The sequence below is a fragment of the Acinetobacter sp. YH12086 genome, from assembly GCF_013419345.1.
GTDB classification, from domain to species: Bacteria; Pseudomonadota; Gammaproteobacteria; order Pseudomonadales; family Moraxellaceae; genus Acinetobacter; species Acinetobacter amyesii.
In genome coordinates this window covers 132,283-158,278 of the sequence record NZ_VPAF01000006.1, presented here as the reverse complement: position 1 = coordinate 158,278, position 25,996 = coordinate 132,283, and the positions used below count along the sequence as shown (strand labels likewise).

Here is a 25,996-nt window from a genome sequence, read left to right as displayed (position 1 = left end):
GAATGTTTCTCCTTACACGCGACGTTTTTTAGGTGGACGGCAACCGTTGTGCGGGATTGGCGTCACATCGGTAATGCTGTTAATTTTATAACCCACTGCACCTAAAGCACGAACCGCAGATTCACGACCTGGACCAGGACCTTTTACAAGGACATCCAAGTTTTTCAAACCGTAATCTAAAGCAGCTTTACCAGCAACTTCAGCAGCTACCTGAGCAGCAAACGGAGTTGATTTACGTGATCCACGGAAGCCTTGTCCACCAGAGGTAGCCCAAGCCAGTGCATTACCTTGACGATCGGTAATAGTCACAATGGTGTTATTAAAAGAAGCGTGAATGTGTGCAACACCTTCAGAGACGGTACGAGTGACCTTCTTGCGTGTGCGAGTATCTTTAGCCATCTTTTAGCTTCCAGAAATCTTATTTCTTAATAGGTTTGCGCGGACCTTTACGGGTACGTGCGTTAGTTTTGGTGCGTTGACCACGGACAGGCAAGCTGCGACGATGACGAAGACCGCGGTAGCAGCCTAAATCCATTAAACGTTTAATGTTCATGGAAATTTCGCGACGTAAATCACCTTCGGTAGGAACCTTAGTAACTTCTGCACGAATCGCATCAAGCTGAGCGTCATCTAATTCACGAATTTTAGTTGTTGGTGCAATACCAGCAGCAGCTAAGATAGCTTTTGCAGTGTGGCGACCAATACCAAAAATGTACGTTAGAGAGATAACAGCATGCTTGTTATCCGGAATGTTTACACCGGCAATACGAGCCATTCAATTTTCTCCAAAAAGGCAGTTAAGATAATCAACCGCCCGACAAAATCTTTGAGGGGCGGATAATAACCTAATTAGCCTACTGAAATCAACAGGTCTTGATCAGATTAACCTTGACGCTGCTTATGACGAGGTTCTGCGCTGCAAATTACGCGAATAACCCCATTACGACGGATAACTTTACAGCTACCACAAATTTTCTTTACAGAAGCTTGAACTTTCATAATGAAACCTCTAAGTGCGCTTATCCTTTCGGATGAGCAGTCGTTTTACGCATTAACGATTGATTGTCATATTGATGCGATGTGAGATGAGCTTGAAGCTGAGCCATAAAGTCCATCACCACCACCACTACGATCAGTAAAGACGTACCACCTAAGCTAAATGGAATACCAAATGAACTTTGTAGAATCATCGGCATTAAACAGATGATTGTGATATAAACCGCGCCAATAAAAGTCAAACGATTCAAAATATGATCTAAATAGCGTGCAGTTTGCTCACCAGGACGAATACCCGGTACATAAGCACCACTACGTTTTAAATTCTCTGACACTTCTTTCGGGCTAAATACTAGCGCAGTATAGAAGTAACAGAAGAAGATAATTAATGCGCCAAATAGCACCAAATACATCGGTTGACCCGGCGACAATACGAGTGCCAAATCTTGTAAGCCACGTTTAATCACGCCAGCATTTGGATCTGCGCTGCCTACCCATTGACCTAAGCTCGCTGGGAACAATAGCAATGAACTAGCAAAAATTGCAGGAATCACACCCGCCATATTAATTTTTAATGGCAAATGTGTTTGCTGGGCAGTAAATACACGACGACCTTGTTGTTTTTGAGCATAGTTTACCGGAATACGACGCTGCGCCTTCTCAATAAACACAATTGCTGCTAACACTGCAACAGACAGCAATGCAAAAATTGCAAGACCAATTAAACTTGATTGGCCATTATCTACTGAGGTTAAAGATTGCAGAACCAAGTTCGGCAAACCAGCAACAATACCAGCGAAGATGATCATGGAAATACCATTCCCTACTCCACGCTCTGTAATTTGCTCACCTAACCACATCAGGAACATTGTACCTGCAACTAAAGAAGTTACAGCAGGAACGTAAAAAGCAAGTCCACTAGTCAAAGTAATATTTTGACTAATCAGACCTGCACACATCCCAACAGCTTGCACAAGTGCAAGAAACAATGTGCCTTGTCGCGTATATTGATTGATCTTACGCTTACCTTGTTCGCCTTCTTTCTTTAAAGCTTCCAGCGAAGGAACAACCGTAGACATTAACTGCACAATAATCGATGCAGAGATATACGGCATAATCCCAAGAGCAAGAATTGACATACGCTCTAATGCACCACCTGAGAACATGTTAAACAAACCAAGGATCGTACCTTGGTTTGCATTAAACAGATTCTCTAGTGCGGCATTGTTAATGCCCGGTACTGGAATATGTGCTCCCAGTCGAAAAACCAACAACGCCCCGATGAGGAACATCATACGGCGGATGATTTCACGATATTTCACATGAAAAGGCTGGCCTTTCATCATGTTAACATGACCTGTCGAACTAGGAGTCATAGACACTGGGGATTACTCCTCGACTTTACCGCCAGCAGCTTCAACAGCAGCTTTAGCGCCTTTAGTCAATGCAACACCTTGAACAGTGAACGCACGAGTAATTTCACCAGAAAGTACGATACGTGCACGTAACATATCTTTACGTACAACGTTAGCAGCTTTTAAAGTTTCAAGAGACACGATGTCGCCTTCAACTTTAGCGAGTTCTGATAAACGTACTTCAGCAGTTTTCAAAGCCATTTGGCTAGTGAAACCGAATTTAGGTAAACGACGATATAACGCAGTTTGACCACCTTCGAAACCAGGACGTGTACCACCGCTCTTACGTGAGTTTTGACCTTTGACACCACGGCCACCAGTCTTACCTACGCCAGAACCGATACCACGGCCTAAACGTAGGTTGTCACGCTTAGCACCTTCTGCAGGTGCAATTGTATTTAAACGCAGAGTCATGGCTTATTCCTCTACACTAACCATATAGTAAACTTGGTTGATCATACCACGGTTAGAAGGCGTATCTTGCACTTCAACTGTATGACCAATACGACGCAGACCTAAACCTTTAAGGCTAAGCTTGTGATTTTTCAAGCGATGCGATGAAGATTTAGTCTGGGTAACTTTAATCGTTTTCATGATTGATTACCCTTGAATTTGTGCTACTGATAAACCACGTTTCGCAGCAACTTTCTCAGGAGAAGTCATATCACGCAAACCGTTAAAAGTTGCGTTTACTACGTTAGCAGCGTTAGTAGAACCATAACACTTAGTTAATACGTTACGTACACCTACAGCTTCTAAAACTGCACGCATAGCGCCACCAGCAATTACACCAGTACCTTCAGAAGCAGGTTGCATGTAAACGCGGCTTGCACCGTGACGAGCATTGATAGGGTGCTGAACAGTACCGTCAACAAGGTCAACAGTAATCATGTTGCGACGAGCAGCTTCAAGTGCTTTAGAAATAGCAGCTGGAACTTCACGTGCTTTACCACGACCAAAACCTACGCGACCATTACCATCACCCACAACAGTTAATGCTGTGAAAGAGAAGATACGACCACCCTTAACAACTTTGGCTACACGATCAACGGCAACCAGCTTTTCAACAAGACCTTCGTTTTGTTCAACTTTAGCCATGATTAGAACTCCAAGCCGTTTTCACGAGCAGCATCAGCCAAGGCTTTGATACGACCATGATATTTGAAACCAGAACGGTCAAATGCAACTTTAGTTACACCAGCCGCTTTAGCACGTTCTGCAATTAAAGCACCAACTTTCTGAGCCGATTCAACGTTACCAGTAGTACCAGCACGTAGAGTAGCGTCTAAAGTAGAAGCTTGCGCTAATACTTTGCCACCATCTGCAGAGATAACTTGAGCATAGATGTGACGCGGAGTGCGGTTTACACACAAACGAGTCGCACCCAATGCACGGATGTGCAAGCGTGTGCTTTTCGCACGACGCAAACGGGATTGTTTCTTTTCGTTCATAAGAACCTCGCGCCTTATTTCTTCTTAGCTTCTTTACGAAGTACAACTTCGTCAGAATAACGAACACCTTTACCTTTATAAGGCTCTGGCGGACGGTAACCACGGATTTCTGCAGCAACTTGACCTAATTTAGCTTTATCAGCTGATTTAAGTACAATTTCAGTTGCACTAGGAGTTTCTGCAGTTACACCTTCAGGAAGGTTGTAGTCGATCGGGTGAGAGAAACCAAGGTTAAGGTTAACAATGTTACCTTTAACCGCAGCTTTATAACCAACACCGATAAGCTGTAACTTACGTTCGAAACCTTCGTTAACACCTTTTACAAGGTTGTTAAGCACAGCGCGAGCAGTACCAGCCTGCATCCAAGCATCTTTAGATTCAGCTTTAGGAGCAATAACTAGAGTACCGTCTTCCTGTTTTAGCTCGACCAGCGCATGCAGGTTGAAAGACAATGTACCTTTGCTGCCTTTCACTTCGACCTGCCGGCCGTTCTGAGTAACTGTAACACCGTTAGGTACAGTTACTGGGGCTTTAGCCACACGAGACATGAGGAATCACCTATTAAGAAACAAAAGCAATAACTTCACCACCGATACCTGCAGCACGTGCAGCGCGATCAGTCATGATGCCTTTGCTTGTAGAAACAATTGCAATACCTAAACCTTGCTTAACGCTAGGAAGTGCATCTTTACCGCGATATTGACGTAGACCAGGACGGCTTACGCGTTTCACAGTATCGATAACTGGTTTGCCTTCGAAATATTTTAAAGTAATCGTTAAAGTCGCTTTGCCTTCATTGTCAGCAACAGCTACATCAGCGATATAACCTTCTTGTTGAAGTACGTTAGCAATCGCAACTTTCAACTTTGAGTTTGGCATAGAAACAGTTTGTTTCTTTGCCATTTGTGCGTTACGAACACGTGTTAGCATGTCGGCAACGGTATCTTGCATACTCATTTATAGTGCTCCTTACCAGCTTGCCTTAACAACGCCCGGTACATCACCTTGCATTACTGTTTCACGTAATTTGTTACGGCTTAAACCGAACTTACGGAAGTAACCATGAGGACGACCAGTTAAACCACAACGGTTACGTAGACGTACTGGAGACGCATTACGTGGTAATGCTTGAAATTTCATCATCGCTTCGAAACGTTCTTCGTCTGATGCATTTACGTTTGCGATAATTGCTTTTAATTCAGCACGTTTCGCAGCGTATTTAGCAACAGTAGCTTCGCGTTTCAATTCGCGATTAATCATACCTTTCTTAGCCATATCGACCTCTTATTTGAACGGGAAGCCGAATGCACGCATAAGCGCACGGCCTTCGTCATCGGTGCGAGCAGTCGTAGTGATGGTAATGTCCATACCACGAATACGATCAATCTTATCAAAATCGATTTCAGGGAACATGATTTGTTCCTTAAGACCCATTGAGTAGTTACCACGACCATCAAATGATTTCGCAGAGAAACCACGGAAGTCACGGATACGAGGGATCGCGATAGAGATCAAACGGTCTAAGAATTCGTACATACGTTCGCCACGTAAAGTAACTTTACAGCCGATCGGCCAACCATCACGGATTTTGAAACCAGCGATAGATTTACGAGCTAAAGTAAGTACTGGTTTTTGACCAGCAATTGCTTGCATATCAGAAAGAGCGCCATCTAACAATTTCTTGTCAGCTGATGCAGCACCAACACCCATGTTGATGGTAATTTTTGTAATGCGAGGGATATCCATCACATTCTTAACGCCCAATGTTTCTTTTAATTGAGCCTTAAGTTCGTCGTTGTAACGCGTTTTAAGTCTGGCCATTGCCTAGTCAACCTATTACTTCGCTACCGCCACTGATTCACCATTAGATTTGAATACGCGAGTTTTCACGCCTTCAATCACTTGGTAACCAACACGGTCAGCCTTTTGGGTTGTAGCATTAAAAATTGCCACGTTAGAGATATGAAGCTCAGCTTCTTGAGTTACGATGCCGCCTTCAGCGCCAGTAGCTCGGTTAGGCTTTTGATGCTTCGTTACCAAGTTAAGGCCTTCAACCTTAACACGGTCATTTGAAACAGACAAAACAGTACCTTGTTTGCCTTTTTCTTTACCTGCGATCACAATTACTTGATCGCCCTTTTTAATCTTAGCCATGAGTGCCTCTTATAGAACTTCAGGAGCCAATGAAATAATTTTCATGAACTGTTCAGTACGAAGTTCACGAGTCACTGGTCCGAAAATACGAGTTGCAATCGGCGCTTTGTTGTTGTTCAAAATAACAGCTGCGTTATCGTCGAAACGAATAACTGAACCATCTGCACGACGGATGCCGAATTTTGTACGTACAACTACAGCATTCATCACGTCACCTTTTTTAACACGTGCGCGTGGAATAGCTTCTTTTACAGTAACTTTAATAATGTCGCCAACAGAAGCATAACGACGATGTGAACCACCAAGTACTTTAATACATTGTACGCGGCGAGCACCACTGTTGTCTGCTACGTCGAGCATACTTTCGGTTTGAATCATTGCCCTACTCCAAAACCGAGCATCACCGGTCGCAATTTCGAAAGGCTCAAAGAGTACTCGAAATTGACCGATGATGCAAGAACGTTTAATTACTCAGCAGCAGCTTCAACAACTTCAACTAAAGTCCAAGACTTAGTTTTAGACATTGGGCGGCTTTCTTTGATGCTTACTACGTCGCCAACTTTAGCAACATTGTTTTCATCATGAGCGTGTAATTTAGTTGAACGGCGGATTAATTTGCCATACAACGGGTGTTGAACGCGGCGTTCGATAAGAACAACGATAGACTTGTCCATCTTGTCGCTAACTACTTTACCGGTTAACGTGCGAACTGTTTGTTCACTCATTGTCCGTTCCCCTGTTTTTCGGTAAGGAGGGTCTTAATACGAGCAATTGTCTTACGAGTAAGCGCAACTTCGTGCGATTTACCCAATTGACCAGTTGCTTTCGCCATACGAAGACGGAATTGGTTAAGCTGTTGCTCATCAAGCAAAGCTGTCAACTCTTCTACCGACTTTTCACGTAGATCATTAGTTTTCATTACATTACCGTCCGAGTCACGATAGTGGTTTTAAACGGAAGTTTTGCAGCAGCAAGCGTAAACGCTTCGCGAGCAAGTTCTTCGTTAACACCATCAATTTCGTACAAGACTTTACCTGGTTTGATTTGGCAAACCCAGTATTCCACAGAACCTTTACCTTTACCCATACGAACTTCTAATGGTTTTTCAGTAATTGGTTTGTCTGGGAAAACACGGATAAAGATCTTACCACCACGTTTAATACGACGGCTGATTGTACGACGCGCTGCTTCAATTTGACGTGCTGTCATTTGACCACGTTCAACTGATTTAAGTGCAATAGTACCAAAAGATACTGAGCTACCGCGATGTGCTAGACCAGTGTTACGGCCTTTTTGCACTTTACGGAATTTAGTACGTTTAGGTTGTAACATGGATTATTCTCCTTTTTCAGCAGAACGATCATTGCGACGACCACGACGCTCTTGACCTTCACCACGACCACGGCCACGTTTAGCTGGACGTTCTTCAGCTGGAGCTGGGTTCATGACTTGTTTCATGCCGCCCAAGATCTCACCACGGAAGATCCATACTTTAACGCCGATCGTACCGTAAGTAGTCTCAGCACGCATAGTAGCATAGTCGATGTCAGCACGAAGAGTATGAAGAGGTACACGACCTTCACGATACCATTCAGTACGAGCAATCTCAGCACCACCTAGACGGCCTGAAACTTCTACTTTGATACCTTTAGCACCAGCACGCATAGAGTTTTGAACCGCACGCTTCATAGCACGACGGAACATTACACGTTTTTCTAATTGAGAAGCGATTGCTTCAGCAACTAAACGAGCGTCTAAATCTGGGCGATCGATTTCGTTGATACTTACTTGCGCAGGAACACCCATAATGGCTGTTAATTCGCGTTGTAATTTCTCAATGTCTTCGCCTTTTTTACCGATCACGATACCAGGACGTGCAGTGCTAATAGTAACTTTAGCTGCGCCTGTAGGGCGTTCGATAAGAATATTGCTTACCATCGCATTCTTAAGTTTTTTAGTTAAAAACTCACGAACTTGAAGATCTTTTAGCAAATATTCAGCATATTGTTTCGGATTCGCATACCAGTTAGCGTTATGACGTTTCACAACACCTAGGCGGATACCGATTGGATGAACCTTCTGACCCATATCAAACCCCTACCTTAACGGTAATGTGACAAGTACGCTTAGTAATACGATCTGCACGGCCTTTAGCACGTGGCAAAATACGTTTCAGGCTCATGCCTTCATCAACGTAGATCGTAGAAACTTTAAGGTCGTCTACATCTAAACTGTTATTGTGTTCAGCGTTTGCAATCGCAGATTCCAATGCTTTTTTAACTAAAACTGCAGCTTTTTTGTTGCTGAAGTTTAAGATATTTAAAGCATGCGCAACAGATTTGCCGCGAATTAGGTCTGCAACCAAACGTGCTTTTTGTGCCGAGATAGCGGCACCGCGTAATTTAGCAGTTACTTCCATCATAGCACCTATTAACGTTTAGACTTCTTGTCAACACCGTGACCACGATAGGTACGAGTTGGCGCGAATTCACCTAATTTATGACCAACCATATGCTCAGATACAATCACTGGAACATGGTTACGGCCATTGTGTACAGAAATTGTTAGACCAACAAAATCCGGTAAGATCATCGAACGACGCGACCAAGTTTTGATCGGCTTACGGTTATTAGCCGCGATAGCCGCTTCAACCTTAGCGAACAAGTGCGCATCGACGAATGGGCCTTTTTTCAGAGAACGAGGCATTGTCAGATTCCTTTACTTGTTACTTAACGCGACGGTCGCGAATGATCATCTTAGTCGTACGCTTGTTGGTACGTGTTTTGTACCCTTTAGCTTTTTGACCCCATGGACTTACAGGTTGAATACCTTTGTTACGTCCTTCACCACCACCATGTGGATGGTCTACTGGGTTCATCGCCATACCACGTACGGTAGGACGAACGCCACGCCAGCGTGATGCACCTGCTTTACCAAGTGAACGAAGGTTGCTTTCTGAGTTAGAAACTTCACCTAACACAGCACGGCATTCAACGTGTACTTTACGCATTTCGCCTGAACGAAGACGAATGATAGCGTAAGAACCGTCACGACCCAACAATTGAGCAGATGTACCAGCAGAACGTACTAATTGTGCGCCTTTACCGATTTTAAGCTCGATGTTGTGAAGAGTAGAACCGATAGGCATGTTGCGAAGTGGCAAGCAGTTACCTGGACGGATTGGAGCATCGTTACCAGACTGAACTTGATCACCAGCGCGAAGGCCTTTAGGTGCAATAATATAGCGACGTTCACCGTCAGCATATTTCAATAAAGCAATATGAGCTGTACGGTTTGGATCGTATTCAATACGCTCAACTACAGCTGGGATGCTGTCTTTGTTACGTTTGAAGTCTACGATACGGTAGTGCTGTTTATGACCACCACCTACGTGACGAGTTGTAATGTGACCGTTGTTATTACGACCGCCAGTACGTTTTTTAGCTTCAACCAACGGAGCATATGGCGCGCCTTTGTGAAGGTGGTTATGAACCACTTTCTCTACAAAGCGACGTCCTGGAGACGTTGGCTTACATTTTTGAATCGGCATAATTTTCGTCCTTATTCCGCTGCGTTTTCAGCGGTATCGCCCAAGTCAGCCATTTCAACATCTTGGCCAGCTTTCAGGGTGACGTATGCTTTTTTAACATCAGAACGACGTCCTAATGTTTTACCAAAGCGTTTAGTCTTACCTTTAGTGATCGTTGTGTTAACTTTAACAACTTGAACACCAAATAGTTGCTCAACAGCTTTTTTGATTTCAAGTTTGTTTGCATCCAGTGCAACTTTGAACACTTGAACACCAGCAGTTTCGCCTAAAACTTGTGCTTTTTCTGAGAATACAGGTCCTTGTAGGACTTGATAGATACGTTCGTTGTTCATCCGAGTTCTACCTCAATTTTCTTAGCAGCAGCAACAGACATAACAACTTTATCGAACGCGATCAAGCTAACAGGATCGATTGCAGCAGCATCAACCACATCAACGTGTGGAATGTTGCGAGCAGCAAGATACAAGTTCTCATCAACAGCATCTGTAACGATTAATGCACGAGGTGCATTCAAGTCGTTAAGTTTTGCAAGCAATTCTTTAGTTTTTGGAGCTGCAACAGCAATCTCTTCAACTAAAACAAGGCGATCTTGACGAACAAGCTCAGCCAGGATGCATTGCATAGCACCGCGATACATTTTACGGTTTACTTTTTGAGACCAGTCTTGTGGACGAGCAGCAAAAGTTTTACCACCGCCAACCCAGATTGGGCTACGAATAGAACCAGCACGAGCGCGACCAGTACCTTTTTGACGGAAAGGTTTTTTACCACCGCCAGAAACGTCAGCACGTGATTTTTGCGCTTTAGAACCTTGACGACCACCAGCTAAGTAAGCTGTAACAACTTGGTGTACAAGAGCTTCGTTAAAATCACGACCAAACGCAACTTCAGATAACTCAACAGCAGAGCCGGAAACAGTATTTAAATTCACGTTATTTCCCCTCAGGCCTTGATAGTAGGACGAACAGTAACGTCGCCACCAGTAGCACCAGGAACCGCGCCTTTAACAACTAGAACTGAACGTTCTGCGTCGATAGCAACGATTTCAAGACCCTGTGTAGTTACACGTTCAGCACCTAAGTGACCAGGCATTTTTTTGCCTTTGAACACGCGACCAGGAGTCTGGTTTTGACCTGTAGAACCGATAACACGGTGAGATACAGAGTTACCATGTGTAGCGTCTTGAGTACGGAAGTTCCAACGCTTAACACCACCTTGGAAACCTTTACCTTTAGATGTACCAGTAACGTCAACAATTTGACCCACTGTAAACACATCTACACCGATAGTTCCGCCAACTTCACGACCTTCAAGATCAGCTTCTGTAGCGCGAAATTCTTGAACTAGACGACCAGCAGCAACACCAGCTTTCGCAAAGTGACCTTTCTGAGCGTTAGTTACGCGAGATTCGCGACGTTCACCAGTAGTGATTTGAATCGCTTGATAACCATCAGTTTCAAGCGTTTTGATTTGTGTGATGCGGTTAGGATCAACCTCAATCACTGTTACAGGTACAGAAACACCAGCATCTGTAAAGATACGTGTCATACCGCACTTGCGACCGACTAAACCAATAGCCATGTGCATAAACCTCTAAAAAAGCGGCCTAATTAACTTAGAGCGTTAATTAACCGAAAGCCTTAACCCAAAGCGATCTGAACATCAACACCAGCTGCAAGATCTAACTTCATCAATGCATCAACAGTTTTATCTGTAGGTTGAACGATGTCGATCAAACGTTTGTAAGTGCGGATCTCGTATTGGTCACGCGCATCTTTGTTAACGTGTGGTGATGTTAAAACGTTAAAACGTTCGATACGTGTAGGCATCGGGATTGGACCACAAACTTGTGCACCAGTACGTTTTGCTGTTTCTACGATTTCTTGAGCTGATTGATCAATTAGACGGTGATCAAAAGACTTAAGACGGATACGAATTCTCTGGTTAGACATACCAGTTAACTCCAAGCCAAATATATAAAGAATCACTCTTGACGCATCTCACCCCACTTTAAAAGAGGCAAGTGTCAAGAGCAGTGAAATATCACTAAGGTCACGATCGATGCCGTGACTGTCACGATGTTAACTACTTTATTCGTAGCTAACCCCCTTCATCAAAGGGTCGCCCATTATAGCTATTGTTTAATGCATAAGCAAATCCCTTTTGCTGTTTTCTTATATTTTTCATTTTTTATGCAAGATCAATTGCTTAACTTTTAATCAATAGGCATTTTTTCTTAATACATACTCTATTGCTTGGTTTAGTATTTGATTTCCCTCAATAAATTTGTTTTTTGCGCTTTTCCGTAGATCATGTACTGGCTGTACATGTGTTCCTGAAAAAAATGCCACCTCTTCATCATTTTCCAAAAATAAATCGAGTACTTCAGGGGTAATTTCAGGATGAAATTGAAAGCCCAAAACATTTTGTCCAATTTGATACATTTGATTACGACATGCATCATTTTCCGCCAGTAATACCGCTCCTTTGGGAATTTCAAATGTTTCACTGTGCCACTGCATGACTTTAAACTCTTCAGGTAGTTTAAAACAGTCATGCGGTACGTTAGCGACCTTACGGATGGTCGTCCAACCCAATTCTTGTTGTGCATTTCGACTCACTGCACCGCCCAAAGCATTAGCAATCAATTGCCCACCTAAACAAAGCCCGATTGCGGGTTTGCCGAGTGCTAAATAGCGTCGCAGCCACCGTTTTTCTATTTTTAACCATGGGAAATTTGCCTCATCATTTACACTCATGGTCCCACCCATAATGATAAGTAAATCAACATCTTCAACATGCGGCAAAGCCTCGAGATCCAAGGCTTGATCGACCGGTAATGCAAAGAATTCTGTGGCCGAAATTTTGGCCTGATGCTGTTTTAAAAATTCATAACAACTGCCAAATCCTTCGCCAGCAATATGCTGAAAATAATGTACTTTTAAATGCGACTTCATGCGCTAAACCTATTGTTGTTGCTCTGATATCGGTTTTGCAAGAATGAAGCCAACTTTGCTTTTCACTTAATTTTCTATACAAAAGCATCGTAAATCCATGCGTTTTAGTCGTATTCTTTTGAACATTCATTATTATTTTGATCATTTCAGAGCGCCACGTGAAAAAGAATCCTCAAACTGAACTCATTCATGCACCAAGAAAGGCACCGCAATACATCAATAGTGTTCAACCTCCCCTGTTTCGTGCATCCACTATAATTTTCGAAAATACAGATGCGCTATTTAATCGCCATTGGACTGATGATTATGACTATAGCTATGGAACACATGGCACACCCACTACATTTACCCTAGGCGATCAGATTACTCAGATTGAAGGTGGCTTGTATCACTTACTCGCACCAAGCGGTTTATCTGCAATTAATTTGGTCAATTCATGTTTTTTAAGTCAAGGGGATGAAGTGTGGGTCGCAGATAATATCTATGGCCCAAATATGGACCATTTACGCAATTTAGAAACCCGCTATGGCATCGTGGTCAAGGTTTATAACCCTATTGATGTCGATTCATTTAGCCCTTCAGCGCAAGCCAAGCTTATCTGGTTAGAAGCGGCGGGTTCTGTCACTTTAGAGTTTCCAGATTTAGTCGGCTTGGTCAAAAAAGCTCAAGCGCAGAACATTCTCACTGCACTGGACAATACGTGGGGCGCAGGACTTGCCTTTAATGCTTTTGATTTTAGTGCTGAGCACCTGGGTGTCGATATCAGTGTGCATGCCTTGACCAAATACCCAAGTGGCGGCGGGGATATTTTGATGGGTTCGGTAATTACACGAGATAAAAAACTTCATCACAAACTGTTTCGTGCGCACGCCATTCAAGGCATTAGTATCTCTGGTGATGACACCGCGCAAGTACAACGCAGTCTGGCTTCTATGCGCCTGCGCTATGAACACCAGTCACAAAGTGCTTTAACTTTATTAAATTGGCTAAAACAGCAACCAGCCTTTGTACAGGTTTTACATCCTGCTGATGAAGCTTCCGCAGGACATCAGTATTGGAAAGAAATTTGTACAGAACAACACAGTGCCGGCTTGGTCAGCGTGGTATTTAATGAAAAATATAGCTTGCAAGATGTACGCCGTTTTTGCGATGCGCTGAAACTATTTAAACTCGGTTTTAGCTGGGGTGGCCCAGTCAGTTTAGTCATGTTATATAACTTAAAAGATATGCGTGTACTCGAACATTCACATATTCAAACCGGCTTACTGGTTCGCTTTTGTATAGGACTAGAACATCCTGCAGATTTAATACAAGATATAGAAAACGCACTACAACATTTAAATAAACAGCAACTCGAATAAATACAGGAACATCTATGGGTACACCAATTGTTATTGGCAAAAAAACACAAGACACTACACAAGATGTGGTGCTTCATTCACAATTTGCAAACCGCCATGGTTTGATTGCTGGGGCCACAGGTACTGGTAAGACGGTAACGTTGAAGGTGTTGGCAGAAAGTTTTTCTCGGCTGGGTGTACCTGTATTTTTAGCCGATGCCAAAGGGGATGTTTCTAGCCTTGCCAAAGCAGGTGAAAACAATCCTAAGTTTGACGAACGAATTAAAAGTTTAAATATCGAGAGCATTCCTTTTGCTGCCTCCCCTGTGGTGTTTTGGGATTTGTTTGGTGAACAAGGACATCCCATTCGCACCACCATTTCTGAAATTGGTCCACTTCTCCTTGCCCGAATTCTAAATTTAAACGACACGCAAGAAGGTGTGCTATCTGCGGTCTTTCGTATTGCCGATGATCAGGGCTTATTGCTCATCGACTTTAAAGACTTAAAAGCCATGATCAGCTACGTCAGTGAACATGCATCCGAATTTAAAAATGAATATGGCAATTTATCACCTGCAAGCTTAGGTGCAATTCAACGTAATTTGCTTGCATTGGCAGATCAAGGCGGTGACAAGTTCTTTGGTGAGCCTGCACTCAATATTATGGATTTCATTCAAACGGATGCGCAAGGTCGTGGCAACATCAACCTGCTCGCCGCCGACAAGTTAATGAATACTCCTAAGCTCTATGCGACTTTCTTACTTTGGATGCTATCAGAACTATTTGAACAATTGCCCGAAGTTGGAGATATGGATAAACCCAAACTGGTGTTTTTCTTTGATGAAGCGCATTTATTGTTTGATAATGCCAGCCCTGCTTTACAAGAAAAAATTGAGCAAGTGGTTCGTCTGATTCGCTCTAAAGGGGTCGGCATTTACTTTGTAACGCAAAATCCACTTGACTTACCTGAAAGTGTTTTAGGCCAACTGGGTAACCGTGTTCAACATGCCCTACGTGCATTTACCCCCAAAGATCAGAAAGCGGTCAAGACGGCAGCAGATACTTTTCGAGCCAATCCTGCGTTTAAAGTCGATCAAGTGATTACGGAACTGGCTGTAGGTGAAGCACTGATTAGCTGTCTAGATGAACAAGGCACACCTCAAATTGTTGAACGTGCTTGGGTCATGCCACCCTACTCTTCATTTAGCCCAATTGCTGTAGAAGAACGCAAAGCTCTGATGGCAAATAGCATTGTCGCAGGTGTGTATGACACCGAAGCAGATCGTGAAAGTGCCTATGAACTTTTACAAAATAAAGTGGCGGAGCGCCAACAACAAGCCGTCCAAGCGGAACAAGATAAAATAGAAGCCAAAGAACAAGAAGCGTTGGCCAAACAACGTGAAAAACTGATTCAAGACACGGTAGGAACTTTTGCAAAAAGTGCTGCACGCAGCTTGGGCGGGTCGACAGGTCAGAAAATCGTACGCGGTTTGCTAGGTTCACTGTTTGGTAAAAAATAATTCGCCATTACGATTATCTATGCTGAATTTATGGGATATTTTAATATCCCATATTTTTTTTATGGTTTTTACTAAAACATGTATTGCGCGGATGTATTTAAAAATGTATTTTAAATACATCTTATAAATAACAGCCATGAGAGATCAGCTATGACTCCGCAGCAAATTGACCTAGTAAAAGCTACTGTTCCTGTTCTACGTGAAAATGGTGTCGCGCTGACTGGTTACTTCTATAATCGTATGTTGGGCAATAACCCTGACCTCAAAGAAACCTTTAACATGGGACATCAGCGCAGCGGTGCTCAGGCACAAGCTTTGGCGGGTGCTGTATTGGCTTATGCTGAAAATATTGAGGACCCATCTGTACTTTTACCAGTTGTAGAATTAATTGCGCATAAACATGTGAGTCTTAACATTCAAGCTCCAGACTATAATATTGTCGGCGAAAATTTGCTGCACTCGATCAGTGAAGTATTAAGCATTTCAATGGAAGATCCACTGATTGCAGCTTGGGCAGCAGCATATGGACAATTGGCAGACTTGTTTATCAGCACTGAAAAAGCGATTTATGAGCAACATCAGCAAACTAAAGGCAGTTGGTTAGGTTGGCGTAATTTCAAAATCGCGAAAAAAGTGGCTGAAAGTGATGAAATCACCTCATTCTATCTTGAGCCTTCTGATGGTGGTGATTTACCAAAATATGAAGCAGGTCAGTACATCTCTGTACGTGTATTGGTCGATGAGCTGGGTCTAAAACAACCACGTCAATATACACTGTCTACCAGCCCACAAGACAACTACTTACGTATCTCTGTAAAACGTGAAGATCAGAAAGGTGACTTGGTTCCAGGTTGGGTATCAAATACACTGCATGGCTTGGAGATCGGTTCAGAAATCGAAGTGTCTGCACCAACAGGTAATTTCTTCCTGATTGATTCACAAAAACGCAATGTCTTTATCAGTGGTGGTGTAGGTCTAACACCAATGATTGCGATGCTGAATCAGTTGGTGACTTTAGACATGCCACAACCTGTAACCTTTATCCATGCCTGCCGTAGCAAACAAGTGCATGCAATGCATAAACACATTCAGGATTTGGAAGCAAAATACCCACGTCTTAGCACTTTTACAGCGTATGAGTTCCCTCATGCTAATGATAAATTAGGTGAAGATTATGATGCTGCTGGTCGTCTAGACTTAGGCAGCATGGATACTGCACTGTTACCGATCAATGCGGATTATTACCTTTGCGGTCCAATGCCATTTATGGCTGAACAACAGAAAGCTTTAATTGCTCGTGGTATTCCTGCTAGCAATATTCACAGCGAAGCTTTCGGCACTGGTGGTGTAAAACACTAACTAAGCTATTCACCTGAAATACAAAGGGTTAGTTTAGTTATGCTAGACTAGCCCTTATTTATTTCTCTCAGACTCACAGTATTATCATGCAACTCAATAAATTCACCGATTATGCATTACGCATTTTGCTCTATATCGCACGCCCTCGTGATGTGCCTTATAACATTGCTGAAATTGCAGAAGACCTGCATGTTTCGCGTAATCACTTGGTGAAAATTGTGCATTTTATGGCAAAACAAAACTGGTTAATCACCAGTCGCGGCAAAGGTGGCGGCATTCGCTTAAACCCTGAAGCACTTGACGCTCAGCTCGGTCAAATCGTACGAATTCTGCAAGGCCATCACCAGATAGTAGAATGCAATGACCCACCCTGCGTACTACGCAGTCAGTGTGGTTTAAAAAGCCTCTTAGACCAAGCTTTAGAACGGTTTTATCAAAGTCTCGATCAGTACAAACTTGCCGATGTTTTACAACCAAGCAGCGCATCTAAATTTACAACACAATCTCCGATTCAACTGATCAATCTCTAATTTCACTTTGCCTGCGACAAAATTCGCTTGCCTGCCCGACTTCCTTTATAATGCGTGTTGTTAAATCAGTTATTGAAGTTGGGTTATGCATCAGCACAGAGGAAAATCACGAAACAGTAAAGCGGCCAATGCGCCGAAGCAAAAGATTACTTATGAGAAAAAAGTAGACTCTGCGATTACTGAATATGCTGTGCGCTCGCTCAACTGGCTACGCAAAGCTGAGTTCTTAATGAGTGCGCCTAAACTCAACCTCTGCGTTGAAGATACCGGCTATGAAATTGCCTTTGCTGGCCGTTCCAATGCGGGTAAGTCGAGTGCCATTAATGCGCTCACTAACCAAAAACAATTGGCACGTGCGTCGAAAAAACCGGGTCGTACCCAAATGATCAACTTTTTCAGTTTAGGAAATCCTGATCAACGTTTGGTCGACTTACCGGGTTATGGCTATGCCGCTGTACCAGAAGCGATGAAAATCGTGTGGCAAAAAGAGTTAGAAAACTATCTGATACACCGTGAAAGTTTACAAGGTCTTGTGCTGTTGATGGATATCCGTCATCCACTACAACATTTTGACGTCATGATGTTGGAATGGGCACATTCACGTAAATTGTTCGTGCATGTACTGCTCACCAAATCAGATAAATTAAACCGTGGCCCAGCCTCTAAAGCACTACAAGAAGTGAAAGCGGCATTGAAAAAAATGAAGCTTAACTTCTCTATCCAATTGTTCTCATCATTGAATAAACAAGGTTTAGAAGAGTTAGCGAGTGTCATGGCGGGTCGTCTCAACTTCACTCTAGAACAATCGACAGAGTTTGATCTCGACAGCATCCCTGAAGCATCAGAAGATGATATTGAAATCGATGCAGACGCGGAAGCATTCGATGACTTCCACACTACATCTGAAGACTTACCCCAAACTGAAGGCAAAAATTCAGACCACTAATCGAGTAATTTTAAAGTCAGCGCAAGAATGATTGTCTGACAAAAAGTATCTTCTGAAGATAATGAAATGTCCTGTATTGCTAATCACAATGCAGGATTTTTTTTGGATACTGAATACATCAGATGTGCACTCGATCACATAAAAACAAGGATAGGTCATGAAATTACTCTCCCGCTTGAGAAATACAAAATTTGGATCATCAATCGAATATAAAATTAAGCCACGTAAAGTGAAATTTGAGTGGCAAGATACTCAAGTTGACTGGGTGCCTAACCAACCTTTTGTTAGCTATTTTATTAATGAAATTAATATGATCTTACCGGCAGGTGAGTTTTGGTTTTGCCGTCTGTATAACAAAGTATTGCCACAAATTAGAGATGAGAAATTAGCAGAGGACGTTAAAGCATTTATCCGCCAAGAAGCTATGCATGCTCAGGCGCATAACTCTGCCAATAAAGAATATCTGTCTCAGCGCAATATCAGTATTCAACGCAACCTCGAAATCATGGACTTTCTCTTTGGCAAACTGCTTGCGGACCAACCTCTAGGGCTCAACGTACCTAAAGCTTTGGATCATCAATGGGATCTCTTTCGTTTAGGGGTGATTGCAACTGTTGAACACATGACCTGTGTACTAGGCAAATATGCTTTATACAACAAAGAGTGGGAACGCCTCGGTGCCGATCCGAATATGCTCGATCTAGTAAAATGGCATGGTGCAGAGGAAATAGAACATCGTACCGTGGCTTTTGATTTGTATCGTCATCTTGGTGGGGGCTATATTTCTCGCTATTATCAAAGTGTGATCGTAATTGCAGCCGTACTAGGTCTATGGGTCGATGGTGCAGCACATATCATGCAGCAAGACTCGCGCTATGCATCGATTAAACCTGCCGTATATAAACCGTGGATTTGGCGTGAATGGGCGCGTATCGCGCAAAAAGACAATCGCTTATTGCCACATCCACTTTGGTTAGTGTCGCAGCAATTGGGGTATTTAATGCCTTGGTACGATCCTGTGCATGAAGCAAAAACGGAAGATGCGATTGCATACCTCGACAACTCTCCTGCTGCAAAACGTGCCGCACTGAAAGTCGCTTAAACACCACTTTAAAATCTGTATTAAGCAGGGTTCGCCCTGCTTTTTTTGTGCTCACATCCATTACGCTCCGTTTTTTATTGAGCAATCAACAAACTCAAGATGGATAGGCTCATAAGTTCGAGGTTTAAAGTACAGTTATTCCGAGTTCCCTATTCTCTTTAAAATGTATTTATACTCAGTCTCATCCTAAAATAAAAATAAGCCATTCAGGAGCATCTCCATGCACGCTCACATCTCCGTCATTACACTGGCCGTGAAAGATTTACATGCTGCATTCGCGTTTGATCAAGAGGGTTTAGGTCTTAATAGCGCGGGGATTATTGGGACTGAATTTGAACATGGCGCTGTGGCATTTTTTGATTTACAACACGGTTTAAAGCTCGCACTCTGGCCACAATATAGCCTTAGTCATGATACAGGAATCAGCACTTCAGCGTTTTGTCCAACGCAAATGTCTCTTGGACATAACGTCAACAGTCCCGCAGCCGTCGATCAAATCATGCAACAAGCCCAACGCGCAGGTGCAAAAACTATTAAGCCCGCACAGCCCACGTTTTACGGTGGTTATGCAGGCTATTTTCAAGACTTAGATGGGCATCTGTGGGAGATCGTCTACAACCCACATTTCAGTACTTTATCTGCTTAATTCGACAACGTTGGTTCATCTACATCTCGCGTATGGCGATCAACCACCACGCTAATCATCATATCGCCCTGTACGTTCACCACAGTCCGTACCGTATCTAAGAGTCGATCTATCGGTAGTAAAATTGCAATCGCTTCTGCAGGGAGTCCGACTGATTGTAAAACCATAATCATTGTCACCATTCCAGCGCTTGGAATGCCCGGTGCGCCGAGTGACGCAATCATGGCGGTTGCACAGACAATTAACTGCTGACCCAAGGTTAAATCTAAGCCCATCAAGTTGGCAATAAACAAGGCAGCAGCAGCTTCATATAGCGCTGTACCATCCATATTCAACTGCGTGCCCAATGGAATTACAAAGCCTGCCGTTTGAGGACGTACACCTAAATTTTCCTGCGCACATTTCATCGACAGTGGCATCGTTGCTGAACTTGAACTGGTTGCAAAAGCAGTGATTAAGGCAGCTCGTGTTCCTCTAAAAAATGTCAGTGGACTCATTTTCCCAAAGATCCAAAGCAGCAGAGGTAACACCACTGCCCCATGAAAAATCGTCGTCCCTGTGACCACCGCAGCAAACTCCGCGAGGCGACTCAACACCGAAATATCTTCTGTAGCAATCAATTTAGCCAATAATGCAAAAATACCAATCGGTGCAAGCTTCATCACCCAACCGATAACCATCATCATGATGTCAAAAAATTGCTGACTGAGCTTTCTCACACTTCGAAATTTTTCACCGCCTTTGACCAAGGCTACACCTAAAAATAGTGAAAACACCACAACTGCGAGTACGTTGCCATCACTAAAGGCTTTAAACGGATTGATCAGTGTATTTTGAATAAAATTGGTAAAGAATGAACCTGCTGTGAGGGTGTCAGGGCTCTGATGCTGTTGCATTGCATCTTGGAACATGACGATGTCCACGCCCTGCCCGACTTTAAAAATATGCGCGCATGCTAGACCCAAGATCAGTGCCAAAGTTGTGGTGGTGACGCAGCACGCTAAGGTAATTTTCCACGTTCGACTCAGCTGACCACCCGCTTGTAAATTCGATACCCCCACCACGATCGAACTAAAGATCAACGGAACCAAGATCATTTTCAGCAAACCAATAAAAATACTACTGGCAATCCCCAAGCCATACAGGCTGGCGGATAAAAACTGCGTCTCTGGAAACTGAATTAATAAAAAGCCAAATGCCACACCCAATATTGCGGCAATTAAAATCTGCGTATTTAAGCTCATTGTGCCTTGCATTTATCATCCTTTATTCAGGCACTATGCCATGCGCCCCACTGGGAATCGAGGAATTTTTTGTCACATGTACTGCTGCATTTCTGCAAAGCCCGAATTCAGCTTAATTTAACCTATGCCGAAAGACACTAACGAGATAGATCAAATCTACGAGTAGGCTCATACAGATAAATAAAGGTAATAAAAAACCGAATCTTCTGATTCGGTTTTTTCCAGTATTCAGCTTTTACGACTTAACACATAGTGCTCAAAACTTATTGGGTTTCAATTTCGCGTAAACGGATCAAGCCTTCTTGTGACGTACTACAGACCAACTCACCGTTTTGCCACATGCGACCGAAATTTAGACCACGTGAACTAGCGCTGACGGTGGCATCCATGTCATAAAGCATCCATTCATCTACACGGAATGGCTTATGGAAATACATGGCATGGTCAATACTCGCACACTGTAAACTTGGTGATAAATAACTTAAACCATGTGGACGTAGTGCAGTCGTCATCAATGTAAAGTCTGAATAGAATGCTGCAATGGCCTGATGTAAAGAGATGTCATCAACATCGGCAGCAATCGTGTCATGGGTACGAATATAGTGTGCATACGATGGCGCAGCAGGCTGCGGTTGGTACGGGTTTTGCGGATCAATCGGGCGAATTTCCACATGGCGGTCGCGCATAAAAGATGCACGGACGTTTTCAGGGACAAATTCCACCATCATTCTTTTCAGCTCAGCTTCAGATTTTAAATCTTCCACGGCTGGATATTCTGGCTCTGCAACTTGGTAGTTCAACCCGTCTTCTTGCTCTGCAAATGACACCATACACATAAAAATGGTTTTACCATGTTGAATCGCACGAACCTGACGACTCACAAAACTGCGTCCATCGCGAATACGATCCACTTCATAAATGATTGGTGCACTGATATCACCGCCAAATAAGAAATAGGCATGTAAAGAATGAGCAGGTCGATCTGTCGTATAAGATGCCGCACGTAGCGCCTGACCTAAAACCTGTCCACCAAAGACACGTTTCCCGACCAAATTTCGGCTTTGCCCACGAAAAATATTTTCTTCTAATTTTTCAAGGCTGAGTAAATCAACCAACTCTTGTGTTAAGGCATTCATAACAAACCTATCTATCATTCGGGATTAAGCTAATGCAGGCAACATCAACAGATGTTTAAATATATTTTCCATTTTGCCATAAATCCAGACTAAAACCCTAAAGATTCGCTGACTGATCTGTCACCTTGCTGATGCAATATAACTGCTAAAAATACGTTATTTAACGATAAAATCTTACAATATCTATGCAATTTGTCAGAAAATGACATACAGTTTTTAAGTACAATTACGCAGAATAGATTCCCCTCAGAATCTCTGTGGTTTGGTCATGAAAAGTAGGAGTTTGTATGTCCAAGAGCGGCTTTGGTCAGATGTATCGAAAGCTTTCGAGTAAACTGCTTGACCTTGTGGTAACACCGCATGTTTTAGGTGAAGTCCCTGTAGAACCTGTAGTGACTGAAACCGATACAGATACCGGCGTACAGACAACGAAAATTACCTGCTACGTTCTGCAAAATCATTCACGGAGTAATGCTTTAATTGTCGATGGTGAAACCCGTCGTTTAAAGCTACACCCTGCACTCGACCCAATGACAGTGGGTACGCAAACAGAAAAAGCATCTGTGGTGTTTTTACAACATCATGATGAAGACAACTTACTCAATCCACCGCCACATGCCTTTCCACCTCGTTTATTGCGTTTAATTGAGGTTTTGGAAAAAAATCCTGATGCGGATGTTGAGCTCGTTCCTGTAACCGTGCTGTGGGGTCGTGAACCCGATAAAGAAGATTCTTGGTTTAAATTATTATTTACCGATACATGGTCTACACCAAGCAAAGTGAAGCAGCTGGTCAATATTGGTTTGCACGGTCGTCAATCGTACCTTGAATTCCATGAGCCACAGTCTTTGCGTCGTTTGGTTGAATATGCCAAAACTACACATCCAAACTTGTCACCTGCGACTTATATTGTTAGCACACTGAATGATTATTTAGATGCGCAGCGTGAAGTGGTTTTGGGTCCGGATTTATCTGACCGTCGTAATGTGATGCATGGCCTGATCAAATCTACGGATGTGCAAGATGCGATTCGTCGTGAAAGCATTCGCAGTAAAATCAGCATGGTTGAAGCTGAACGTCGTGCGATTGGTTATTTAAATGAAATCGTTTCTGACTATTCAGCCTCAACGGTTCGTTTTGCTGACTTAGCTCTGACTCGTCTGTGGACACAGCTTTATGATGGCGTCGAAGTGCATAACTTCAGTACCGTTCGTGAACTAGCCAAAGACTACGAGATCATTTACACCCCATGTCATCGTAGTCATATCGACTATTTATTATTGTCATATGTGATCTATAAGCGTGGCTTGATGGTGCCGTACATTGCTGCGGGCGATAACTTAAACATGCCATTTGTCGGGCAAATTTTACGTGGCGGCGGCGCGTTCTTTATTCGTCGTTCATTCCGTGGCAATGGTCTCTACACCACCGTATTTAAAGAATACCTCTACAGTATTTTGGCGCGTAATACGCCGCTGGAATACTTCATCGAAGGTGGGCGTTCACGTACTGGTCGTTTATTACCACCGAAGACCGGCATGCTCGCCATGACTGTCCATGGTCATTTACGTAATCCAGCCAAACCGATCGTGTTCTTACCGACCTATATTGGCTATGAGCGTTTAATGGAAGGTGCGACCTACGTTGGCGAAATGAATGGTAAGCCGAAAGAAGGCGAATCAATCATCGGGATTATGAAAACACTGCGTAAGATCGAACGTATTTTCGGTAAAGTTCATTTGAACTTTGGTGAGCCGGTTTTCCTTGATGATATGTTGAAACAGCATAATGCAAGCAACATCAAAATCGAGAAAAATGACGACCCAATTCCGCCAGAAGTTTCGGATGCCATTAACAGTTCTGCACACGTGATTTTAGAAAATATTAACCGTGCAGCAGTGGTGAACCCAGTTTCATTGCTTTCACTGATTTTATTGGCAACATCTAAACACACTTTAGATGAAGAGATTTGCATTAAGCAGTTAGATACCTATCGCGATCTTTTAAATGCCTTACCTTACGATGAGCGCATGCAAGTAACACCGCTGTCAGGTAAAGAAATCATTGCTTATGGTTTAAAACTCAAGCTGATCAAACGTGTTAATCATGTCCTTGGCGATATTATTGCCATTGCTGATAATCAAGCGGTGCTGTTAACCTACTTCCGTAACAACATCCTGCACGCATTTATTTTGCCATCACTCATTGCTGCTTTGGTTGAACATAATGGTTCTATTCGCCGTGGTGATTTGATTAATGTCATTCGTACACTGTATCCGTTCTTAAAAGCTGAGTTATTCCTCAAATGGAATAATGAAGAGCTTAAAGATCAGATCTGTGCGTATGCAGAAGTACTGATCAAAGCTAAACTGATTTCTGAAGATACAGAAGGCAACCTGATCTCCCCTGCGCCTAACTCAGAGCAGCACAATCAGTTAGTGGTCTTGGCTGCACCTGTAATGCAAAGTCTTGAGCGTTACTACATGACTTTGGCTTTAATTACACAACGTGGTTCGGGCAATATCTCTACGCGTCAGGTTGAAGAACTCAGTCACTTGGTTGGTCAACGTCTATCTGTGCTGTATGAATTTAACTCGCCTGAGTTCTTTGATAAGGCCTTGTTCCAAAGCTTTATTAAAGTCTTAACCCAACAAGGTTATATCAGCACCAATGAAAACAATGCCATTGTGTTTGATGAAAATTTCCAAAATGTTGCGCAATATGCCAACCTCGTTTTGGATGATGTGACACTGCAAATGTTGCAGCACATTACGACCTTTAGTGATGAAGAATTAAAAGAAGCACTAGATAAAGTGGCTGCGGAACAAGCCAAAAAACGCTTGAAACGTAAGAAGAAATAAACCGTTCTGATTTTTTCGCAATAAAAGCGGAAGAAGATGAGCAAAATCAGGGACAAGTTGTAAAAAGCTTGTCTCTTTTTTTTGGACTATACAAAAGTATTTAATATTTTCTTTTTTAAAATTAAGGTATGTACATTCCAAAATTTTGGAGTTCCATTGGCTAGCGGTTTATTGCCTTTAAATTCATCGATATAAATAATATCAAAGTCCGCATCAAACAATTGTTTAAGCTCTTCCTGTTCAAAACCTATAAATTTTTCAGAAAAATTATTTACCCAATCATCATCTTTCCCTAACAGTTGTATGAGTAAGATGCCTTGCTCACTTAAGGATTGCTGCATTTTCTTTAAAACACTTTCAAGCGAATCCGTAGAACAAAAAAATAAACTGAATAAAGCAATAATTAAACTAGCTTTAGGAAAGCTATAGTCTTCAAAGGCCTGATTAGAAAATAAAAAATTCTTATTGTCTTTAAATTTACTTAGACAGATATTTTTAGCGTCAACAGATGGATCAAATGCATATACTTTAAAATTATGACGGAGTAGAAATGATGATTCATTTCCTGCACCACAACCACAATCAATCGCGATCTTTGGTAAATTCTCAAAATAACTCAAAGCTTTTTCCAAAATCGGTCTATGGGGTAGATTCTGAGTAAGTTCAGCAAATGATTTTGTCATTATTTAAATTTTATCCTTTGAGATCCATTCGAAAATTTGAACAATCCATGTTGTAAAAGACCTATCTTATTCATTTATAGATTTTTTTTAATACTCACAAAGCTGC

37 protein-coding genes are annotated in these 25,996 nt (G+C 42.6%); 8 read left to right on the top strand and 29 right to left on the bottom strand.

Annotated elements, in window-relative coordinates; translation table 11 throughout:
- Positions 1 to 12: 12 nt before the first annotated feature.
- The 26 genes from rpsK to FTU29_RS09000 form a co-directional block, all read right to left on the bottom strand.
- Complete coding sequence (gene rpsK / locus FTU29_RS09125) at positions 13 to 399, bottom strand: 30S ribosomal protein S11 (protein ID WP_001040166.1); 387 nt, start codon at positions 397 to 399, stop codon at positions 13 to 15.
- 19 nt (positions 400 to 418) lie between these two features.
- Positions 419 to 775, bottom strand: a complete 357-nt coding sequence (gene rpsM, locus FTU29_RS09120; RefSeq protein ID WP_078189269.1) for a 30S ribosomal protein S13 — start codon at positions 773 to 775, stop codon at positions 419 to 421.
- A gap of 107 nt (positions 776 to 882) precedes the next feature.
- Entirely contained in the window at positions 883 to 999 is a 117-nt protein-coding gene (gene rpmJ / locus FTU29_RS09115; RefSeq protein ID WP_000867907.1) for a 50S ribosomal protein L36, read from the bottom strand.
- A 20-nt stretch (positions 1,000 to 1,019) separates the two neighbouring features.
- Entirely contained in the window at positions 1,020 to 2,339 is a 1,320-nt protein-coding gene (secY, locus tag FTU29_RS09110; protein WP_171263746.1) for a preprotein translocase subunit SecY, read from the bottom strand.
- 45 nt (positions 2,340 to 2,384) lie between these two features.
- Entirely contained in the window at positions 2,385 to 2,825 is a 441-nt protein-coding gene (gene rplO / locus FTU29_RS09105; RefSeq protein ID WP_078189271.1) for a 50S ribosomal protein L15, read from the bottom strand.
- Positions 2,826 to 2,828: 3 nt separating this feature from the next.
- Positions 2,829 to 3,005, bottom strand: coding sequence for a 50S ribosomal protein L30 (rpmD, locus tag FTU29_RS09100; protein WP_005012961.1), 177 nt, complete (start codon positions 3,003 to 3,005; stop codon positions 2,829 to 2,831).
- 6 nt (positions 3,006 to 3,011) lie between these two features.
- A complete protein-coding gene (rpsE, locus tag FTU29_RS09095; RefSeq protein WP_067762902.1) occupies positions 3,012 to 3,509 on the bottom strand; it encodes a 30S ribosomal protein S5 in 498 nt (165 codons plus the stop codon).
- 2 nt (positions 3,510 to 3,511) lie between these two features.
- Positions 3,512 to 3,862 carry a 50S ribosomal protein L18 gene (gene rplR / locus FTU29_RS09090; RefSeq protein ID WP_067762903.1) on the bottom strand — a complete coding sequence of 117 codons (351 nt, stop codon included), beginning with the start codon at positions 3,860 to 3,862 and terminating at the stop codon, positions 3,512 to 3,514.
- 14 nt (positions 3,863 to 3,876) lie between these two features.
- Complete coding sequence (gene rplF, locus FTU29_RS09085; protein WP_180121465.1) at positions 3,877 to 4,410, bottom strand: 50S ribosomal protein L6; 534 nt, start codon at positions 4,408 to 4,410, stop codon at positions 3,877 to 3,879.
- A 13-nt stretch (positions 4,411 to 4,423) separates the two neighbouring features.
- A complete protein-coding gene (gene rpsH / locus FTU29_RS09080) occupies positions 4,424 to 4,819 on the bottom strand; it encodes a 30S ribosomal protein S8 (protein WP_078189273.1) in 396 nt (131 codons plus the stop codon).
- 12 nt (positions 4,820 to 4,831) lie between these two features.
- Positions 4,832 to 5,137, bottom strand: a complete 306-nt coding sequence (gene rpsN / locus FTU29_RS09075; protein WP_067762906.1) for a 30S ribosomal protein S14 — start codon at positions 5,135 to 5,137, stop codon at positions 4,832 to 4,834.
- Positions 5,138 to 5,146: 9 nt separating this feature from the next.
- On the bottom strand, positions 5,147 to 5,683 hold the full coding sequence (gene rplE, locus FTU29_RS09070) for a 50S ribosomal protein L5 (protein WP_067762907.1): 537 nt from the start codon (positions 5,681 to 5,683) through the stop codon (positions 5,147 to 5,149).
- Between the two features lie 15 nt (positions 5,684 to 5,698).
- Positions 5,699 to 6,016, bottom strand: a complete 318-nt coding sequence (gene rplX, locus FTU29_RS09065) for a 50S ribosomal protein L24 (protein WP_078189274.1) — start codon at positions 6,014 to 6,016, stop codon at positions 5,699 to 5,701.
- 9 nt (positions 6,017 to 6,025) lie between these two features.
- A complete protein-coding gene (rplN, locus tag FTU29_RS09060; RefSeq protein ID WP_005012978.1) occupies positions 6,026 to 6,394 on the bottom strand; it encodes a 50S ribosomal protein L14 in 369 nt (122 codons plus the stop codon).
- A gap of 89 nt (positions 6,395 to 6,483) precedes the next feature.
- Positions 6,484 to 6,741 carry a 30S ribosomal protein S17 gene (gene rpsQ, locus FTU29_RS09055; protein ID WP_078192456.1) on the bottom strand — a complete coding sequence of 86 codons (258 nt, stop codon included), beginning with the start codon at positions 6,739 to 6,741 and terminating at the stop codon, positions 6,484 to 6,486.
- Complete coding sequence (rpmC, locus tag FTU29_RS09050) at positions 6,738 to 6,935, bottom strand: 50S ribosomal protein L29 (RefSeq protein ID WP_005012982.1); 198 nt, start codon at positions 6,933 to 6,935, stop codon at positions 6,738 to 6,740. The genes rpsQ and rpmC overlap by 4 nt, the downstream gene beginning before the upstream one ends.
- Positions 6,935 to 7,348, bottom strand: coding sequence for a 50S ribosomal protein L16 (gene rplP, locus FTU29_RS09045; RefSeq protein ID WP_068909575.1), 414 nt, complete (start codon positions 7,346 to 7,348; stop codon positions 6,935 to 6,937). The genes rpmC and rplP overlap by 1 nt, the downstream gene beginning before the upstream one ends.
- 3 nt (positions 7,349 to 7,351) lie before the next feature.
- Positions 7,352 to 8,104: a 30S ribosomal protein S3 gene (gene rpsC, locus FTU29_RS09040; RefSeq protein WP_078189277.1), complete on the bottom strand. Its 753-nt coding sequence runs from the start codon at positions 8,102 to 8,104 to the stop codon at positions 7,352 to 7,354.
- Between the two features lies 1 nt (position 8,105).
- Complete coding sequence (rplV, locus tag FTU29_RS09035) at positions 8,106 to 8,435, bottom strand: 50S ribosomal protein L22 (protein ID WP_035265103.1); 330 nt, start codon at positions 8,433 to 8,435, stop codon at positions 8,106 to 8,108.
- Positions 8,436 to 8,446: 11 nt separating this feature from the next.
- Positions 8,447 to 8,722 carry a 30S ribosomal protein S19 gene (rpsS, locus tag FTU29_RS09030; protein WP_004281508.1) on the bottom strand — a complete coding sequence of 92 codons (276 nt, stop codon included), beginning with the start codon at positions 8,720 to 8,722 and terminating at the stop codon, positions 8,447 to 8,449.
- A 19-nt stretch (positions 8,723 to 8,741) separates the two neighbouring features.
- Positions 8,742 to 9,566 (bottom strand): 50S ribosomal protein L2, encoded by an 825-nt coding sequence (rplB, locus tag FTU29_RS09025; RefSeq protein ID WP_078189278.1) that lies wholly within the window; start codon positions 9,564 to 9,566, stop codon positions 8,742 to 8,744.
- Positions 9,567 to 9,577: 11 nt separating this feature from the next.
- The gene (rplW, locus tag FTU29_RS09020; protein WP_005012992.1) at positions 9,578 to 9,898 is read right to left on the bottom strand and encodes a 50S ribosomal protein L23; all 321 of its coding nucleotides are present in this window, start codon (positions 9,896 to 9,898) and stop codon (positions 9,578 to 9,580) included.
- Entirely contained in the window at positions 9,895 to 10,497 is a 603-nt protein-coding gene (gene rplD / locus FTU29_RS09015; protein WP_078189279.1) for a 50S ribosomal protein L4, read from the bottom strand. Before rplD ends, rplW begins: the two co-directional genes overlap by 4 nt.
- Positions 10,498 to 10,508: 11 nt before the next feature.
- The gene (gene rplC / locus FTU29_RS09010; protein ID WP_078189280.1) at positions 10,509 to 11,147 is read right to left on the bottom strand and encodes a 50S ribosomal protein L3; all 639 of its coding nucleotides are present in this window, start codon (positions 11,145 to 11,147) and stop codon (positions 10,509 to 10,511) included.
- 59 nt (positions 11,148 to 11,206) lie between these two features.
- On the bottom strand, positions 11,207 to 11,518 hold the full coding sequence (gene rpsJ, locus FTU29_RS09005) for a 30S ribosomal protein S10 (protein ID WP_000070912.1): 312 nt from the start codon (positions 11,516 to 11,518) through the stop codon (positions 11,207 to 11,209).
- A gap of 267 nt (positions 11,519 to 11,785) precedes the next feature.
- Positions 11,786 to 12,523 carry a type 1 glutamine amidotransferase gene (locus FTU29_RS09000; RefSeq protein ID WP_180121463.1) on the bottom strand — a complete coding sequence of 246 codons (738 nt, stop codon included), beginning with the start codon at positions 12,521 to 12,523 and terminating at the stop codon, positions 11,786 to 11,788.
- 158 nt (positions 12,524 to 12,681) lie between these two features.
- Between FTU29_RS09000 and FTU29_RS08995 the strand changes: the two genes are divergently transcribed.
- From FTU29_RS08995 to FTU29_RS08965, 7 genes are all read left to right on the top strand, one after another.
- Positions 12,682 to 13,884 (top strand): PLP-dependent transferase, encoded by a 1,203-nt coding sequence (locus FTU29_RS08995; RefSeq protein ID WP_180121461.1) that lies wholly within the window; start codon positions 12,682 to 12,684, stop codon positions 13,882 to 13,884.
- Positions 13,885 to 13,898: 14 nt separating this feature from the next.
- Positions 13,899 to 15,383 (top strand): helicase HerA-like domain-containing protein, encoded by a 1,485-nt coding sequence (locus FTU29_RS08990; RefSeq protein WP_180121459.1) that lies wholly within the window; start codon positions 13,899 to 13,901, stop codon positions 15,381 to 15,383.
- 150 nt (positions 15,384 to 15,533) lie between these two features.
- On the top strand, positions 15,534 to 16,742 hold the full coding sequence (hmpA, locus tag FTU29_RS08985; protein WP_078192460.1) for an NO-inducible flavohemoprotein: 1,209 nt from the start codon (positions 15,534 to 15,536) through the stop codon (positions 16,740 to 16,742).
- Positions 16,743 to 16,828: 86 nt separating this feature from the next.
- The gene (locus FTU29_RS08980) at positions 16,829 to 17,272 is read left to right on the top strand and encodes an Rrf2 family transcriptional regulator (protein WP_180121457.1); all 444 of its coding nucleotides are present in this window, start codon (positions 16,829 to 16,831) and stop codon (positions 17,270 to 17,272) included.
- A gap of 85 nt (positions 17,273 to 17,357) precedes the next feature.
- A complete protein-coding gene (gene yihA / locus FTU29_RS08975) occupies positions 17,358 to 18,218 on the top strand; it encodes a ribosome biogenesis GTP-binding protein YihA/YsxC (protein WP_180039474.1) in 861 nt (286 codons plus the stop codon).
- A gap of 157 nt (positions 18,219 to 18,375) precedes the next feature.
- Positions 18,376 to 19,320, top strand: a complete 945-nt coding sequence (locus FTU29_RS08970; RefSeq protein WP_180106913.1) for a metal-dependent hydrolase — start codon at positions 18,376 to 18,378, stop codon at positions 19,318 to 19,320.
- Between the two features lie 220 nt (positions 19,321 to 19,540).
- Positions 19,541 to 19,966 carry a VOC family protein gene (locus tag FTU29_RS08965; RefSeq protein WP_180121455.1) on the top strand — a complete coding sequence of 142 codons (426 nt, stop codon included), beginning with the start codon at positions 19,541 to 19,543 and terminating at the stop codon, positions 19,964 to 19,966.
- On the opposite strand, the gene FTU29_RS08960 is transcribed toward FTU29_RS08965, so the two are convergent.
- Both FTU29_RS08960 and FTU29_RS08955 read right to left on the bottom strand, forming a co-directional pair.
- Positions 19,963 to 21,222, bottom strand: a complete 1,260-nt coding sequence (locus FTU29_RS08960) for a dicarboxylate/amino acid:cation symporter (RefSeq protein WP_180121453.1) — start codon at positions 21,220 to 21,222, stop codon at positions 19,963 to 19,965. The genes FTU29_RS08965 and FTU29_RS08960 overlap by 4 nt on opposite strands.
- A 251-nt stretch (positions 21,223 to 21,473) precedes the next feature.
- Positions 21,474 to 22,346 (bottom strand): acyl-CoA thioesterase II, encoded by an 873-nt coding sequence (locus FTU29_RS08955; protein WP_180121451.1) that lies wholly within the window; start codon positions 22,344 to 22,346, stop codon positions 21,474 to 21,476.
- 287 nt (positions 22,347 to 22,633) lie between these two features.
- On the opposite strand from FTU29_RS08955, the gene plsB reads away from it, so the two are divergent.
- Positions 22,634 to 25,207, top strand: coding sequence for a glycerol-3-phosphate 1-O-acyltransferase PlsB (gene plsB / locus FTU29_RS08950; RefSeq protein ID WP_180121449.1), 2,574 nt, complete (start codon positions 22,634 to 22,636; stop codon positions 25,205 to 25,207).
- Positions 25,208 to 25,293: 86 nt separating this feature from the next.
- Here the strand turns inward: plsB and FTU29_RS08945 are convergent, their stop codons facing one another.
- Complete coding sequence (locus tag FTU29_RS08945) at positions 25,294 to 25,890, bottom strand: methyltransferase domain-containing protein (RefSeq protein ID WP_180121443.1); 597 nt, start codon at positions 25,888 to 25,890, stop codon at positions 25,294 to 25,296.
- Between the last annotated feature and the right edge of the window lie 106 nt (positions 25,891 to 25,996).

What these genes read in the sequence shown, in the direction of transcription:
- FTU29_RS08960 (WP_180121453.1), bottom strand. Translation starts at nt 21,222, where the DNA reads ATGCAAGGCACAATGAGCTTAAATACGCAGATTTTAATTGCCGCAATA.
- rpsK (WP_001040166.1), bottom strand. Translation starts at nt 399, where the DNA reads ATGGCTAAAGATACTCGCACACGCAAGAAGGTCACTCGTACCGTCTCT.
- secY (WP_171263746.1), bottom strand. Translation starts at nt 2,339, where the DNA reads ATGAAAGGCCAGCCTTTTCATGTGAAATATCGTGAAATCATCCGCCGT.
- rplW (WP_005012992.1), bottom strand. Translation starts at nt 9,898, where the DNA reads ATGAACAACGAACGTATCTATCAAGTCCTACAAGGACCTGTATTCTCA.
- rpmD (WP_005012961.1), bottom strand. Translation starts at nt 3,005, where the DNA reads ATGAAAACGATTAAAGTTACCCAGACTAAATCTTCATCGCATCGCTTG.
- rpsN (WP_067762906.1), bottom strand. Translation starts at nt 5,137, where the DNA reads ATGGCTAAGAAAGGTATGATTAATCGCGAATTGAAACGCGAAGCTACT.
- rpmJ (WP_000867907.1), bottom strand. Translation starts at nt 999, where the DNA reads ATGAAAGTTCAAGCTTCTGTAAAGAAAATTTGTGGTAGCTGTAAAGTT.
- FTU29_RS09000 (WP_180121463.1), bottom strand. Translation starts at nt 12,523, where the DNA reads ATGAAGTCGCATTTAAAAGTACATTATTTTCAGCATATTGCTGGCGAA.
- FTU29_RS08970 (WP_180106913.1), top strand. Translation starts at nt 18,376, where the DNA reads ATGAAATTACTCTCCCGCTTGAGAAATACAAAATTTGGATCATCAATC.
- rplC (WP_078189280.1), bottom strand. Translation starts at nt 11,147, where the DNA reads ATGGCTATTGGTTTAGTCGGTCGCAAGTGCGGTATGACACGTATCTTT.
- rplB (WP_078189278.1), bottom strand. Translation starts at nt 9,566, where the DNA reads ATGCCGATTCAAAAATGTAAGCCAACGTCTCCAGGACGTCGCTTTGTA.
- plsB (WP_180121449.1), top strand. Translation starts at nt 22,634, where the DNA reads ATGTCCAAGAGCGGCTTTGGTCAGATGTATCGAAAGCTTTCGAGTAAA.
- hmpA (WP_078192460.1), top strand. Translation starts at nt 15,534, where the DNA reads ATGACTCCGCAGCAAATTGACCTAGTAAAAGCTACTGTTCCTGTTCTA.
- FTU29_RS08945 (WP_180121443.1), bottom strand. Translation starts at nt 25,890, where the DNA reads ATGACAAAATCATTTGCTGAACTTACTCAGAATCTACCCCATAGACCG.
- rplF (WP_180121465.1), bottom strand. Translation starts at nt 4,410, where the DNA reads ATGTCTCGTGTGGCTAAAGCCCCAGTAACTGTACCTAACGGTGTTACA.
- FTU29_RS08980 (WP_180121457.1), top strand. Translation starts at nt 16,829, where the DNA reads ATGCAACTCAATAAATTCACCGATTATGCATTACGCATTTTGCTCTAT.
- rpsH (WP_078189273.1), bottom strand. Translation starts at nt 4,819, where the DNA reads ATGAGTATGCAAGATACCGTTGCCGACATGCTAACACGTGTTCGTAAC.
- FTU29_RS08955 (WP_180121451.1), bottom strand. Translation starts at nt 22,346, where the DNA reads ATGAATGCCTTAACACAAGAGTTGGTTGATTTACTCAGCCTTGAAAAA.
- rplR (WP_067762903.1), bottom strand. Translation starts at nt 3,862, where the DNA reads ATGAACGAAAAGAAACAATCCCGTTTGCGTCGTGCGAAAAGCACACGC.
- rplX (WP_078189274.1), bottom strand. Translation starts at nt 6,016, where the DNA reads ATGGCTAAGATTAAAAAGGGCGATCAAGTAATTGTGATCGCAGGTAAA.
- rpsJ (WP_000070912.1), bottom strand. Translation starts at nt 11,518, where the DNA reads ATGTCTAACCAGAGAATTCGTATCCGTCTTAAGTCTTTTGATCACCGT.
- rpsQ (WP_078192456.1), bottom strand. Translation starts at nt 6,741, where the DNA reads ATGAGTGAACAAACAGTTCGCACGTTAACCGGTAAAGTAGTTAGCGAC.
- rplO (WP_078189271.1), bottom strand. Translation starts at nt 2,825, where the DNA reads ATGACTCTGCGTTTAAATACAATTGCACCTGCAGAAGGTGCTAAGCGT.
- rpsS (WP_004281508.1), bottom strand. Translation starts at nt 8,722, where the DNA reads ATGCCTCGTTCTCTGAAAAAAGGCCCATTCGTCGATGCGCACTTGTTC.
- rplN (WP_005012978.1), bottom strand. Translation starts at nt 6,394, where the DNA reads ATGATTCAAACCGAAAGTATGCTCGACGTAGCAGACAACAGTGGTGCT.
- rpsM (WP_078189269.1), bottom strand. Translation starts at nt 775, where the DNA reads ATGGCTCGTATTGCCGGTGTAAACATTCCGGATAACAAGCATGCTGTT.
- rplV (WP_035265103.1), bottom strand. Translation starts at nt 8,435, where the DNA reads ATGGAAGTAACTGCTAAATTACGCGGTGCCGCTATCTCGGCACAAAAA.
- yihA (WP_180039474.1), top strand. Translation starts at nt 17,358, where the DNA reads ATGCATCAGCACAGAGGAAAATCACGAAACAGTAAAGCGGCCAATGCG.
- rpsE (WP_067762902.1), bottom strand. Translation starts at nt 3,509, where the DNA reads ATGGCTAAAGTTGAACAAAACGAAGGTCTTGTTGAAAAGCTGGTTGCC.
- FTU29_RS08965 (WP_180121455.1), top strand. Translation starts at nt 19,541, where the DNA reads ATGCACGCTCACATCTCCGTCATTACACTGGCCGTGAAAGATTTACAT.
- rplP (WP_068909575.1), bottom strand. Translation starts at nt 7,348, where the DNA reads ATGTTACAACCTAAACGTACTAAATTCCGTAAAGTGCAAAAAGGCCGT.
- rpmC (WP_005012982.1), bottom strand. Translation starts at nt 6,935, where the DNA reads ATGAAAACTAATGATCTACGTGAAAAGTCGGTAGAAGAGTTGACAGCT.
- rpsC (WP_078189277.1), bottom strand. Translation starts at nt 8,104, where the DNA reads ATGGGTCAGAAGGTTCATCCAATCGGTATCCGCCTAGGTGTTGTGAAA.
- FTU29_RS08990 (WP_180121459.1), top strand. Translation starts at nt 13,899, where the DNA reads ATGGGTACACCAATTGTTATTGGCAAAAAAACACAAGACACTACACAA.
- rplE (WP_067762907.1), bottom strand. Translation starts at nt 5,683, where the DNA reads ATGGCCAGACTTAAAACGCGTTACAACGACGAACTTAAGGCTCAATTA.